A 12,336-nucleotide genomic window follows, 5' to 3' on the forward strand; every position below is an offset into this window, starting at 1 on the left:
TGCTGTCGCCGCCCATGGCGACAGATACCCTTGTCACAGGATTCCCGACCCTGCGCAAAGGTAGAGGTAAATAGTTGCCCTTTTTTTCCAATAAAACCGCCAAAATTAATGTCATTGTGGTGGCTTAGCCACCCTCTGTCCACAATAAATCAACAGCCATTTGACAAGATGTAGTATTGATTTTCTGATTCATCCACCAGATATAGTGTTTTTGTCATTGTCATGCTGCTGCGGCCTGTGCTAGGCTCCACAACTGTGATTTTTCCAGTGATAGGGGCTTCCCCCCTGTTGTTTAACGTCTGTTTTTATTGACTGGTGACCGTCGGTCACGACTGTTGGGAGAGAGGGTATGCTGACATATATTCGCAAGCGCGATGGCCGCCTGGCCCCTTATGATGAAAGTAAGATAACCCAGGCCATCTGCAATGCCGTTAAGGCCGTGGGCGGTAGCGATTTTGAAAAGCCGGCGGAGATTACCCGTCAGGTCGGTGGTATCCTCGCTGTCCTTTACAAGGACAATAACCTTCCTTCGGTGGAAAATGTGCAGGATCTGGTCGAGAAGATTCTTATCGAAAACGGCCATGCCCAGACTGCCAAAGCCTATATCCTCTATCGTAAACAGCGTGAAGGGTTGCGCCGTACCCAGGAGTTCATGGAAGAGTCGATCGCTTCTATCGATTCCTATCTGGTGCGGGAAGACTGGCGAGTCAACGAAAACGCCAATATGGGTTACTCCCTGCAGGGGCTCAATAACCATATCGCCGCCAATATTACCAGCAACTACTGGCTCAATAAAATCTATCCCGACGATATTGCCCGCGCTCATCGCGAAGGCGATTTTCACATTCACGATCTGGGGATGTTGTCGGTCTACTGCTGTGGCTGGGATCTCAAGGATCTGCTCCTCAAGGGTTTCTGCGGTGCTTACGGCAAGGTTCAGAGTGATCCACCCAAACATTTTCGTACTGCTCTGGGGCAGGCCGTCAATTTCTTTTACACCCTTCAGGGAGAGGCGGCAGGCGCCCAGGCATTTGCCAGCTTTGATACCCTGCTGGCGCCTTTCATCGCTTATGACAAACTAGGCTACAAGGAAGTCCGTCAGTCTCTGCAGGAGTTCGTTTTCAATATGAACGTGCCGACCCGGGTCGGCTTCCAGACGCCTTTTACCAACATCACCATGGATATGATGGTGCCCTCCAATATGTCCACTGAAGCGGTGGTCATCGGTGGCCAGCTGATGGATCGCTGTTACGGCGAATTCCAGGCGGAAATGGATCTGTTCAATCAGGCCTTCTGCGAGGTGATGATGGAAGGGGATGCCTCAGGAAGAATCTTCTCGTTTCCGATTCCGACTTACAACATCACGAAAGATCTCGATTGGGAGAGTGATCGGCTGCGCCCGGTTTTTGAGATGACGGCCAAATACGGCATTCCTTATTTCAGCAATTTTGTTAACTCCGACATGGATCCGGAGGATGCCCGTTCCATGTGCTGTCGTTTGCGCCTCGATAACCGTGAGCTGCGTCGCCGTGGCGGCGGCTTGTTCGGCTCCAATCCGATGACCGGATCCATCGGGGTGGTGACCATCAACCTGCCGCGTGCTGCTTATCTGGCCTCAACCAAGGCCGATTTTTTCAGCCGCATCAGCGAGTTGATGGACAGCGCCTTTCGTTCCCTGGAGATCAAACGCAAGCAGCTTGAACGTTTTACCGATGACGGTCTCTACCCTTACAGCAAGTTTTATCTAGATGCAATTCGTCAGCGAAGCGGCAACTACTGGGATAACCACTTTTCCACCATCGGACTGATCGGCATGCATGAGGCCTGTCTTAACCTGATTGGCGAAGGGATCGACAGTGTCGCAGGGCAGGCCCTGTCAAAGGAAACCCTGGAGTTTATGCGCCGGCAGCTCGAGGCCTTCCAGGATAAAACCGGTCATCTTTACAACCTCGAGGCAACCCCGGCCGAAGGAACCAGCTTCCGCCTGGCCAGCGGTGATCGCAAGCGCTTCCCCGATATTCACTGTGCCGGTACCAGCGAACCCTATTATACCAACTCAACCCAGTTGCCGGTTGGCACCACTGAAGATATCTTTGCCGCCCTGACCCACCAGGATGACCTGCAGACCCGCTATACCGGCGGCACTGTTTTTCACGGTTTCCTTGGTGAGCGCCTCGAGGATTGGCGCAGCGCGCGTCTGCTGGTCAGGCGGATTGCCGAAAATTTCCATTTGCCCTATTTTACCTTGAGCCCGACTTTCACCATCTGTCCCGTTCATGGATATATCAGCGGTGAGCACTTTGCCTGCCCTCATGAACATGTTGAGCGGGCGGCCTGATTGGTGGCGTCGCAAAAACTCACCAACTGCTGCGTTGCCACCATCGTCTCACTGCTTCGACGTACATAAGTACGCCTCATTGTTCAACAATGGCGCGCCTTGCATTTGGCGCTTTTTGCTTAGCCACCTAACCTGATGCTTTTTGCGAAAGCATCCATATAACCCTGAAATAATTACAGGAGGAAATAATGGCGACCAGATGTGATTCAAAGACCGAAGTTTATTCGCGCGTGTGTGGATTTTTCCGCCCGGTGCAGCAATGGAACCGCGGCAAAAAGGAAGAGTTCAAGGATCGCTCTGAATATATTGTCGCACCAACCGAGTTAAAGCGCTGAAGCCGATTTCTGTTAAAGGGTTCCAGGGCACCAGCCTGCTGGATTTTCCCGGGCGGGTGGCCTCCCTGGTGTTTACCGGTGGTTGTAACCTGACCTGCCCCTTTTGTCATAATGGCGGGCTGGTTCAAAATCCAGATGACTACCCGGATATCCCTCTAGACGAGTTGCTGGCAGATCTCAAGGCACGCAGGAACTTTATCGATGGGGTTGTGATATCGGGCGGAGAACCGACCATCGAAGCCGGTCTGCCAGCATTTTTAACCGAGCTTAAAAGACTGGATCTGCAGGTCAAGCTCGACACCAACGGTCTGTTGCCCGACGCCATTGCCAACCTGCTCGAACATCATCTGCTCGACTATATTGCCATTGATATCAAAACGTCCCCTGAGCGCTATTCCGAGCTGCACAGCGTCGCAGTTGATCCCGCCGGTCTCATCGCAACCGTCGATTTGCTGCGTCACGTTGCGATTGAGGTTGAATATCGCACGACCTGCATCCCTGAGTTGGTAACCCGGCAGGACATCGATGACATCGGAGATCTGTTGCGCGGTGCGCCCCTGTGGGTACTGCAGCAGTATGTTGCCGAGCATGCCATGGACGCCGACTGGCAGAGGCTGGAAAAATACCCACCAGAGCAACTACGGGAATTCGCTACCAGAGCGCAAGAATATGTTCAGCAGGTGCAGGTGCGTGGAATCTAGCTGGTCCCTCTCGGGAAGCTCCGGCAGGAACATTACTGCAGTTTATGACAGAACAGGCAACGGAAGGTGGTGGGGTGGTTCTCTGAAAAGGGAACCACCTCGTTGTTGTGACAATCAGTGCAGGAAGCTTCTGCCGCCTTTCGTCCTTCTTTTGCCGCGATCTCATAAAAAGGTTCATGGGTTTCGTCACGCGGAACGGGAGCTGTGGTCTCTTCCGGGGCCATCCACAAAAAAGTGACGATGGCTATCGCTCCAAGTAGAAGAAAAATATCTCGTTTTTTCATTGTTTAACTCCGATTTCAAGGCCGATAAAACAAAAACGCTTTGGTCGTTGTCATTCCGTTTTAATAAACAGCAAATAAATAAACAACATCACCGCGACTGCACCGCCAATGACAATAATATAAAGACCGCCCCCTTCAAGACCTTCGGTGCCGGTACCTTTGGCCAATGTCAAAGAGATGGTGAGGATAAAGCCACCGAGGCCCGCGACAACGGCAGTAACGGCGCGCCAGCCGATCATATAGGTAATGAGGATGACAGCAATAAAAATGCCGATGAACCAGGGACTGCTGTGCAGTTCGCCTACGTTCCAGGCGTTGAGTTGCTCAATGAGCCGATCCGTACGAAATTTTTCAAAAAAATCAGCGGTCGATCCCCAGTTCATAGATTCCTCCATGAGAATTGCTGAAAAGCCCGCTCATACTAGCAGATCGCAGCTGCGCGAAAAAGGATTAATCTCACCATCGGACGGTGTGCGTCCGCTTGACTTTGATTACCTGCTTCTCTACGATAACCCGTCACGTCAGGGCCCTGGAAGGCGCTATTTTTTCGAAAATTTTTACTGTGGAGACGATGGTGCTGGGTAAGGCGATAGGTATATTTGATTCCGGGGTTGGTGGTCTGACGGTTTTTAAAGAGATAGCTGACCTGCTGCCGCGCGAAAACCTCATATATTTGGGTGATACGGCACGGGTTCCTTACGGCACCAAAAGCGTCAAGACGGTTCAGCGCTATGCGCTGGAGGCCGCTGAATTTCTTGTTGATCGCGGCGTAAAGCTGCTGGTGGTTGCCTGTAACACCGCATCAGCAGTGGCGCTTGAGCAGCTGCGCGAGCGCTTCCAACTGCCGGTTATCGGTGTCATTGAGCCTGGTGCACGGCGCGCGCGTGCCAGCCGTAACCGCCGCATCGGCGTCATCGGTACCGAGGGTACCATTAACAGTGGCCGCTACCCACAGGCCATCAGCGCCCTTGTCCCCGACGCCCGGATCTTTTCCATCGCGTGTCCGCTGTTTGTTCCCCTGGCCGAGGAGGGATGGGCTGAACACGAAATTACCCGGCTCACTGCCCTTGAATATCTGCAGCCACTGCTTGCAGCCCAGATCGACACGCTGGTTCTTGGTTGCACCCATTACCCGCTGTTACGTAATACCCTGCGCGGTATCTTCGGCGCTGACGTTCTGCTGGTCGATTCAGCCGAAGAGACCGCCAAAACCGTTCAGCAGTTATTTTGTCAGCAGGGGCTTGAAAATCCCGACAGCGGTGGCCGCCGCGAGTTTTATGTGACCGATGTGCCAACCCGTTTTGAGCGGGTAGGCAAGGCCTTTTTGGGCACGGAATTGGGGCGTGTTGTTCAGGTCGAAATCGGTTAAGGCGAGCAAACTGGGAAGGACGATTTATGAAACGAGTATTTTTTATCCTGGCTGGGGTGCTGATTATTGGCATTGCCCTGGGGTATATTCTTGGCTGGTTTTTTCAGGCTTCCAGGGATGAAGTGGCACAGATCCCCGAATTTATCGAGGAAGCCCCGGCAGAGCGGGAAGTCACCCTGTATTTTGCCGAACCCCAGGGGCGCTATCTGGCCAGGGAGACTGCCGTCATCACCGGGTGTGATGATGACCGTGACTGTGTTCGCGCTCTGCTCGAAGAGCTGATCAACGGACCCGGGGGGGACAATGTGCCGATTCTGCCGCCGACGACACGGATCGAAGGGGTGGAGCTGGAAAATGATCTGGTACGGATCAATTTTTCACGCCATCTAGTGGATCATCATCCTGGCGGCAGCATGTCCGAGCTTCTGTCAATCTATAGTCTGATCAACAGTTTAAGTGAAAGTTTCCCTTACCTGCGGCAAATGCAGATTCTGGTGGAGGGTGAGGTGCGTCAGACGCTGAAAGGGCATGTGCGCATAGATCATCCGGTCTATGTTGATTACGCTTTGACCCAGCCCCCTCGGATCACTGACGGGGATAACCAGCCAAGCCGTGATGAAAAGGACTATCGCGAGATTGAACGACTGATAGAAGAAGCTACCAAGGATGCTAACTGAGTGGTTTTCCAGTTCGAAAAGCGCTATTGTGGCGATGAATTGTTTCCGAACAGTTCCCCCCTGCCGGCTTCTTCTTGCTCAGCAGCCTGAGGTTGCAGTATAAACAGACAAACTTGAGAACTGCAGCAAATCGAGGAGCCGGGATGATAGTCGGTTATAATCACAATGTCAGTTACCGTGGAAAAACCTTCCACGTGCAGACCGAAGACAGCGGCCCGATACGCCCGCAACTGGTGACCTTACTGTATTTGGGTGGCACCATTATCTCATCCAAAAAGACCGTTTACGCCGATATTATCAAGGTTGATCATCTCGAAAAGGTGGTTGAGGAATTGGCCAAGGAGCAGCATAAGGGAATGCTGCGCAGCTTGACCCGGGGAGAGTTTGATCAACGCATTGCAGAGCTCGGAATCGCCCTGGAACCGGCACAGGTAAAAGCACAAGAGAGTGCTAAACCTGATGTGCAAACGATTGAGAAAATTAGTGAAAACGCAGATGAAATGGCTTCGGCTGCACCAGAGCGACAGAGTCCCGCCGCGATTGTGGCTGAACCGAGCATCGACAAATTCAAAAAAACCAAACCTGCCGAGCTTTCCCTCGAAGAGCTGATTTACGCCTATCTGACCGCTGGACAAAGAGGGTAGCAGCCTGTAACCAAAAAAAGTCGCAAAAGATTTTAGCGGGTCAGGAGCTAAACACGGTGAGAAGGCTGAGGGATGCCCGATTCTAACGCCACAGCCCACGCTTGTGGTTGCGAGCTTTAGCCTCTGCCACCAGAAACTGATCCTTTAATTCAAATTCGGCCCGACGATACACCGCCGCCAGCCCTTCTTCGATTAGCAGCTGATTAAGCAGACGTCCATCAGGGAGGTAGACGTAAGCCAGGGTTCGTCCGTGAGAATCTTTCCGGTCACGATCAAATGCCAGGCTGACAGTTTGATCACGGGTGTAGCGCATCACAAAGTCGGTGGCCTGCCGTGCCGTCTTTCGTAACATGGGTGGCTTGATTTTTAGTTGATGCTGGTAGAACCGATCACGATTTGACGCTTCTGTTTCGGGACAGTCAATTCCCAGCAGCCGGACGCGGCCAATGTTTTCTACCTCAATGGTATCGCCGTCATGAACCCAGGTTACCCGCCCGGAAACCGCTTCGACCTGCTGGCAGGCACCCAGCTGGACCAGCAGCAGCAGGGCGACAAGAATGCGCCCAGGCACTAACGCCCCCACAGCAGCCGGGCAAAAAAGCCGGTAAACAGCCCCCAGATCAGCCAGCTTACGATGATAAGTCCCGGCATCAGCAAGCCGAGATTAATGCCGCCGATGCCCTGATTCTGTAGCTGCGGGTAGATATAGACAATATCGACCAGAGCAGGAACCATGGCAACCCATAGGCTTTTGCGAATCCAGTAGCGTCTGCTGCGTGGTGACGCCACGGTAAAAAAATACAGCAGTCCCCACAGGCCACCAGCAAACAGCGGGGCATATAATGCCGGCAGGGCGATGCTGCGGGAGGAATTGATACCAAGTAAATGGATGATGCCCCACTGTCCGCCGAGCCATAAAAACAAACTGCTGAACAGGGCTCCCAACAGGCCGGCAACAAAACAGACGGCAAATAATGCGCTGGCTTTCGGCATGGGCTCTCCTTATCGACAGTGAGGAAGAAATAGGTGGTCGGTTTCCGCTGCTCGGGGGTTATCCAGCCTCCGGTTTCTTGCGCTTTTACGTCAGGTTCTCATTCATGCTGCCACTGCGAAAACCCTGTAAATCAAGGGTAACATAAGTGAAACCATTGGCTTTGCAGATAAGGATCAGTTCTTCCTTCAGGCTCGTATCGAGCAACCGCGGCATCTCTTCAGGGGCAATTTCGATGCGTGCCAGGTTGTCATGAGTTCTCACCCGATAGGTGGAGAACCCCTGCTGATGAAGCCAGCTTTCACAGTTGCCGATCTGCTCGAGCTTTTCCCTGGTAATCGGCGTGCCATAGGGAAAACGCGTCGCCAGGCACGCGAACGCCGGCTTGTTCCAGGTCGGAAGTCCCAGTTGGCGGCTTAATGCCCTGATGTCATTTTTGTTCAGGCCGGCATCAACCAGAGGGATGCGAATACCTAACCGGGTAACTGCTTCACGTCCGGGACGATAATCCTTGAGATCGTCCAGGTTTGATCCATCCAGCAGAAAGACATACCCTTGCTCTTTAGTGATAGCGAGAAAATGCTGATAGAGATTAAGTTTGCAGTGGAAACAGCGTTGCGGGCCATTTTCTACAAATTCGGTAAGCTCCAGTTCGTCGCCGCGAAAGAGGATATGCCTGACTCCCAACTGGCGGGTGAAGTCCTCACACCAATCCGTTTCGTGCCGTGGAAAAACAGGTGAGGTAGAAGTCAGTGCCAGAACCTGTTGCGGGCCGAGAAGGTCGCAGGCGACCTTAAGGAGCAGGGTAGAATCAACCCCTCCGGAGAAAGCGATGGCGACCCGGGTCAATTCTGTCAGATTCCTCTGCAGGTTCTGATACTTGCTTGCCAGGGACATTGCCAGAATCAGATAAAGTACATAAAGCGGTGGTCAAGTTCCTTTTCCAGACCCATCTGCTGCCCCTGGTCACACATGTCCTTGAGGGTGATGGAGTCGAAATAGTCACCAAGGATCTTGCTGCCCTCGGCCCAGATATGCTGGGTCAGGCACTGGTTGTCAAATTCACAGCAGGGTTCAGATTCGCCATCCTTGCGCCGCCCCTTGACACAATTAACCAGTAGCAGTTCACCCTCTGCAGCGAGAACGATCTCTTTCACGGTAATTTTTTCCGGGGGTTTCGCCAGGCTGTAGCCGCCCTGGGGACCGCGGCGACTCTTGAGCAGCCCGCCTTTTTTCAAGTCCTGAAATATCTGTTCCAGGTAGCGCGGCGAAATATTCTGACGCCGGGAAATATCCTTGATCTGGGCCGGCATGGAGCCGGCGTGGTAGGCCATGTCAAACAAAGCGCGAACGCCATAGCGGCTTTTGGTGGATAATTTCATCTGTTGTACCTCCGTCATTGAATTATAGAGACTATAAAAATCTTCAGTGATGTTGTCAAGAATAAAAGCTCGTTTTTAATGCGGGATTGTGGAGATACAAAAGCAGGTAAACAGATCATCTGGATGTGGTAACGGCTTCAGCTAAGGCGAATGCCTTCCGGCGTCAGGGCTATCTTTCCCTCTTTGTAAAGGCCGCCAACAGCTTTTTTGAACAATTTTTTGCTGATCCCGAGCTGACTGCGGATCATTTCGGGCGGGCTTGCGTCGCTCAGGGGAAGATATTCCTGCTGCTCCAATTGCCGGAGTATAATACCCTTGGCGGCATCAATTCCGGCGGCTCCTGCCGGCTGCAGGCTGATGTCGAGTTTGCCGTCATCACGAATTTTAGCTACATACCCGGTACGTTTATCGCCGCGCTTTAGCCCGGGCAGAAGGTCATCAGTGTAGATCACACCGGTATAAAGATGATTGACAATCACTTTGGCGCCGAGATCGGTAAACTGCCAGACGATCAGATCAACCGTGTCCCCCTGGCTTAAGTCACAGTTTTCCTCGCGCAGATATTTTTCCAGCCGCGCCGAAGCAATGGGACGTTGCTGGTCATCGTGACAGATGCGTACCAGGTAGTGGCGGCCAGCCTGCATCGGTTCAAGCTGCTCCGCGCGCGGGACAAGGAGATCCTTGGCGAGACCCCAATCAAGAAATGCCCCCTGAGGAGCGGTGCTTTTTACTGTCAGCAGGGCAAACTCTCCGACCTGCGCCAGCGGTTTGTGACCCGTCGCACACAGGTTCTGATGGCGGTCCAGATAGAGGAACACCGTCAGCTTCTCGCCGTTCCGGAGATTCGTCGGACATTCGCGGGAAGGCAGGAGGATTTCTGTCCCTGCTGTATCCAGCCAGGCTCCTTCGGGGGTCATCCGGGTAACGGTGAGCTGATAGTAGTAGCCGGGTTGCAACATGGGTCACTGATCTCCTGGGCGCGAAGCTGTAACTGCAGGAAGAGAAATCTGTCGACAGCATCCATAACCGATAAGGCAGATCAGCGCCAGCAGCAGCAGAAACATATTCCAGCCGAATTGTTGGTAAACTATTCCCGGGGCAAAGGAGCCGATGCTGCCCCCGGCGTAATAAAAGGCGACATAGAGGCCATTGGTCAGTCCCCGATGATGACTCCCCGCCATCTGGTTGACAAGCCCTGAGGCGGTAGTGTGAACCAGAAACATGGCGCCGCAGAATAGGAACATGGCAGCAAACAGAACGCCAACGAAAGGGGTGGCAAGGGCAGCAAGAATACCGCCCAGGACAATCAGCCCGGTACGGATCGTCCGAACTTCCCCTCCCAGATGACGGATAAACCAGGGCGCACCTAAAGAGGTGACGATGCCCATCATGTAGCCGGCATACATCAGGCCGATACGCATGGAATCGGCCTGGTCACTTAAATCCGTCAGGCGGAAGGGGATAAAATTCATGACCGCCGAAAAGACCAGAAACAGACAGAAGACTCCCAGGTAGAGGGGAAGAAAATTAGGCTTACGCAGAACCTCCAGCACGGCCTGCGGATGCGGGCGAACAAACCTGGTGCCGCTGGCGGGCTTGAGTCGGGTCAACAGGGCAAAGGCAATCACAAGGCTTAAGGCCAGGGCAACAAAACTGAAGCGCCAGCCAAAGATGTTGGCAATCAGGCCCGACATTGCGCGTCCGGCGAAACCACCGAAGATCGTGGCAGCGATATACAACGCCATGGTGCGCTGCAGGTTTTCAGCACTGGACCGGGCCGACAGCCAGGTCATCAGGGAGGTCAGCAGCGCCGGGATCAGCAAGCCTTGAAGCAGCCGGATAACAAACAGCTGAGGGTAGCTGGTGGCAATGGCAAAGAACAGGGCGGAGAGAGCGAGCAAGGGTACCGCCAGTTTCAGAATGCGGATCGGCGAAACCGTTTCCAGCAGATAACCGTAGACCAGAGGTGCCAGGGCCAGAGGAATGAAGGTGACGGTGGTCAGTGCCGCTGCCGCTTCACGGCTGACCCCGAACTCCAGCTGCAAGGCCGGGAGCAGGGGTTGGTGTGCGTACAGGGTCGACAGGGCCAGCACCGAGGTCAGGATGATGGGAATAAATTCCAGATAGCGACGTTGGGGCATCATGTTTCTGCTTCACAGGAGATGAACGGTTCAGTGTCTACCCTTTGCTCTAGCAGAAAAGGAGGAGGAAAGTACAGTGAATTCAGCGATCCAGGTGCCAGCCGCCGCCCAGGGCTTTATAGAGATCGACGGCGGCGCTCAGACGTGAAAGCTTCTGCTGAATCAGCTGGTCCTCAACCGCAAACAGGCTGCGCTGGGCATCAAGCAGGGTGGTCAGGCCGTCACTGCCCTCTTTATAGCGCAGTTCTGATAATTCCAGTGAGCGAGCGGTTTCATCGCGGATGGCGCGTTGAGTCTGCTCCTGGATCTGGCTGCGATGTATGGCCGCCAGGGCATCATCGACCTCTTTGAGGGCATTAAGTACCACCTTGCGCCAGTTTTCAACCAGCGCCCGCTGCTCTGATTCCCGGGCGGCAACCTGACCTCGCAGCCGGCCACCGTCAAACAGAGCGCGGGTCAGGGAGACAATGGCATCAGCTGAGTGCACCGGGCTGCCCAGTCCTGAAAAGGCAAGCTCACTGCTCGACAGCAGACTCGCTAAACCGAGATTGAGTTTGAGGGGAAACAGGGTGGCGCGCGCGATGTTGATATTGGCAGCGGCGGCGATCAGGCGCTCTTCAGAAGCGGCGATATCCGGGCGGCGCAGCAGTAGTTCAGCGGGCAAAACCGGGGTCACCGTGGGCACGAGGACCTCATCCAGGCCTCTTCCTGAGATGTCAAACCCCTGTGGAATCCTGCCAACCAGCAGCGCCAGGGCACGCAGGTTCTGGCGTTCCTGCATTTCCAGGGGCAGCAGGGCGTCGCGCTGTACCATCACCGTGGTGCGTTGGCGACTCAGATCAAGGGCGCTGGCTGCCCCATAGCGGTGGCGGGCTTCAACGATGGCAAATAACCGCTCGGCGATTTCCAGATTCCGGCGGGCGATGGCCAGGCGATCGCGGAGCGCCAGAATCTGCCAATAAGCATTGGCAACGCCGGCAACCAGGGACAGACGGGTGGCTTCATAATCGTGTCTGCCGGCGGCAAAAGAGGCCTTTTGGCCCTGCCAGGCGGCGATGTTGCTCCCCCAGACATCGATCTCGTAATTAATACCGAGTCCGGCGCCGGAACGTTCAGTTCTCGTTGTGTTACCGTCACTGGTCAGGGTGCGACCGACGTCGGTGGTGGCGTTAAGATTTAAGGTGGGAAACAACGAAGAACGACTGTTGCGCAAAGCGATCTCCGCCTGGATGACCCGTTCGGTGGCGATGCGGATATCGGGACTGCCGGCAAGGGTTTCAGTGACCAGTTCTTCCAGTTCAGCCGAATTGAACCCCTGCCACCATTGCTTTTCCGGAGGGTATGAGTCAGGGGCGGTTGCCTCATCCCAGGTTGGTGGCGGGACAAATTCAGGCGATTGCTGGGTAACCGGCGCGGCACAGCCAGCCAGCAGTGTCGCCAGGATGACTATGATGAGGGGATATAACGACTTCAT

The 12,336-nt window shown here is 54.1% G+C and carries 15 protein-coding genes; 6 read left to right on the plus strand and 9 right to left on the minus strand.

Features of this window, described 5'->3' with window-relative positions; translation table 11 throughout:
• Nucleotides 1-349: 349 nt before the first annotated feature.
• From AC1931_RS10255 to AC1931_RS10265, 3 genes are all read left to right on the plus strand, one after another.
• Nucleotides 350-2,338 (plus strand): ribonucleoside triphosphate reductase, encoded by a 1,989-nt coding sequence (locus tag AC1931_RS10255; RefSeq protein WP_483877166.1) that lies wholly within the window; start codon nucleotides 350-352, stop codon nucleotides 2,336-2,338.
• Nucleotides 2,339-2,526: 188 nt separating this feature from the next.
• Nucleotides 2,527-2,673 carry an anaerobic ribonucleoside-triphosphate reductase gene (nrdD, locus tag AC1931_RS10260; protein WP_191156526.1) on the plus strand — a complete coding sequence of 49 codons (147 nt, stop codon included), beginning with the start codon at nucleotides 2,527-2,529 and terminating at the stop codon, nucleotides 2,671-2,673.
• A gap of 5 nt (nucleotides 2,674-2,678) precedes the next feature.
• A complete protein-coding gene (locus AC1931_RS10265) occupies nucleotides 2,679-3,374 on the plus strand; it encodes an anaerobic ribonucleoside-triphosphate reductase activating protein (protein ID WP_483877213.1) in 696 nt (231 codons plus the stop codon).
• 32 nt (nucleotides 3,375-3,406) lie between these two features.
• Here AC1931_RS10265 and AC1931_RS10270 read toward each other — a convergent pair whose 3' ends face one another.
• Together AC1931_RS10270 and AC1931_RS10275 are read right to left on the minus strand one after the other, a co-directional pair.
• On the minus strand, nucleotides 3,407-3,658 hold the full coding sequence (locus AC1931_RS10270) for a cytochrome C (RefSeq protein WP_483877167.1): 252 nt from the start codon (nucleotides 3,656-3,658) through the stop codon (nucleotides 3,407-3,409).
• Nucleotides 3,659-3,708: 50 nt separating this feature from the next.
• On the minus strand, nucleotides 3,709-4,041 hold the full coding sequence (locus AC1931_RS10275) for a hypothetical protein (protein ID WP_483877168.1): 333 nt from the start codon (nucleotides 4,039-4,041) through the stop codon (nucleotides 3,709-3,711).
• A gap of 188 nt (nucleotides 4,042-4,229) precedes the next feature.
• Between AC1931_RS10275 and murI the strand changes: the two genes are divergently transcribed.
• The 3 genes from murI to AC1931_RS10290 all read left to right on the plus strand — a co-directional run bounded on the left by murI (nucleotide 4,230) and on the right by AC1931_RS10290 (nucleotide 6,348).
• Nucleotides 4,230-5,027 carry a glutamate racemase gene (murI, locus tag AC1931_RS10280; RefSeq protein ID WP_483877214.1) on the plus strand — a complete coding sequence of 266 codons (798 nt, stop codon included), beginning with the start codon at nucleotides 4,230-4,232 and terminating at the stop codon, nucleotides 5,025-5,027.
• Nucleotides 5,028-5,053: 26 nt separating this feature from the next.
• Nucleotides 5,054-5,704, plus strand: coding sequence for a GerMN domain-containing protein (locus AC1931_RS10285; protein WP_483877169.1), 651 nt, complete (start codon nucleotides 5,054-5,056; stop codon nucleotides 5,702-5,704).
• 143 nt (nucleotides 5,705-5,847) lie between these two features.
• Entirely contained in the window at nucleotides 5,848-6,348 is a 501-nt protein-coding gene (locus AC1931_RS10290; protein ID WP_483877170.1) for a RomY N-terminal domain-containing regulatory protein, read from the plus strand.
• A gap of 82 nt (nucleotides 6,349-6,430) precedes the next feature.
• On the opposite strand, the gene AC1931_RS10295 is transcribed toward AC1931_RS10290, so the two are convergent.
• The 7 genes from AC1931_RS10295 to AC1931_RS10325 form a co-directional block, all read right to left on the minus strand.
• Entirely contained in the window at nucleotides 6,431-6,919 is a 489-nt protein-coding gene (locus tag AC1931_RS10295) for a thermonuclease family protein (protein ID WP_483877171.1), read from the minus strand.
• Nucleotides 6,919-7,341, minus strand: coding sequence for a hypothetical protein (locus AC1931_RS10300; RefSeq protein ID WP_483877172.1), 423 nt, complete (start codon nucleotides 7,339-7,341; stop codon nucleotides 6,919-6,921). Before AC1931_RS10300 ends, AC1931_RS10295 begins: the two co-directional genes overlap by 1 nt.
• Nucleotides 7,342-7,426: 85 nt before the next feature.
• The gene (gene larE / locus AC1931_RS10305) at nucleotides 7,427-8,236 is read right to left on the minus strand and encodes an ATP-dependent sacrificial sulfur transferase LarE (protein ID WP_483877173.1); all 810 of its coding nucleotides are present in this window, start codon (nucleotides 8,234-8,236) and stop codon (nucleotides 7,427-7,429) included.
• A gap of 8 nt (nucleotides 8,237-8,244) precedes the next feature.
• Nucleotides 8,245-8,721, minus strand: a complete 477-nt coding sequence (locus AC1931_RS10310; protein WP_483877174.1) for an RrF2 family transcriptional regulator — start codon at nucleotides 8,719-8,721, stop codon at nucleotides 8,245-8,247.
• Nucleotides 8,722-8,858: 137 nt separating this feature from the next.
• Nucleotides 8,859-9,680 (minus strand): CvfB family protein, encoded by an 822-nt coding sequence (locus AC1931_RS10315; RefSeq protein WP_483877175.1) that lies wholly within the window; start codon nucleotides 9,678-9,680, stop codon nucleotides 8,859-8,861.
• A 3-nt stretch (nucleotides 9,681-9,683) separates the two neighbouring features.
• Nucleotides 9,684-10,865: an MFS transporter gene (locus AC1931_RS10320; protein WP_483877176.1), complete on the minus strand. Its 1,182-nt coding sequence runs from the start codon at nucleotides 10,863-10,865 to the stop codon at nucleotides 9,684-9,686.
• A gap of 79 nt (nucleotides 10,866-10,944) precedes the next feature.
• Nucleotides 10,945-12,336, minus strand: a complete 1,392-nt coding sequence (locus AC1931_RS10325) for an efflux transporter outer membrane subunit (protein WP_483877177.1) — start codon at nucleotides 12,334-12,336, stop codon at nucleotides 10,945-10,947.

The organism is Pelovirga sp. C15f, from assembly GCF_057178085.1.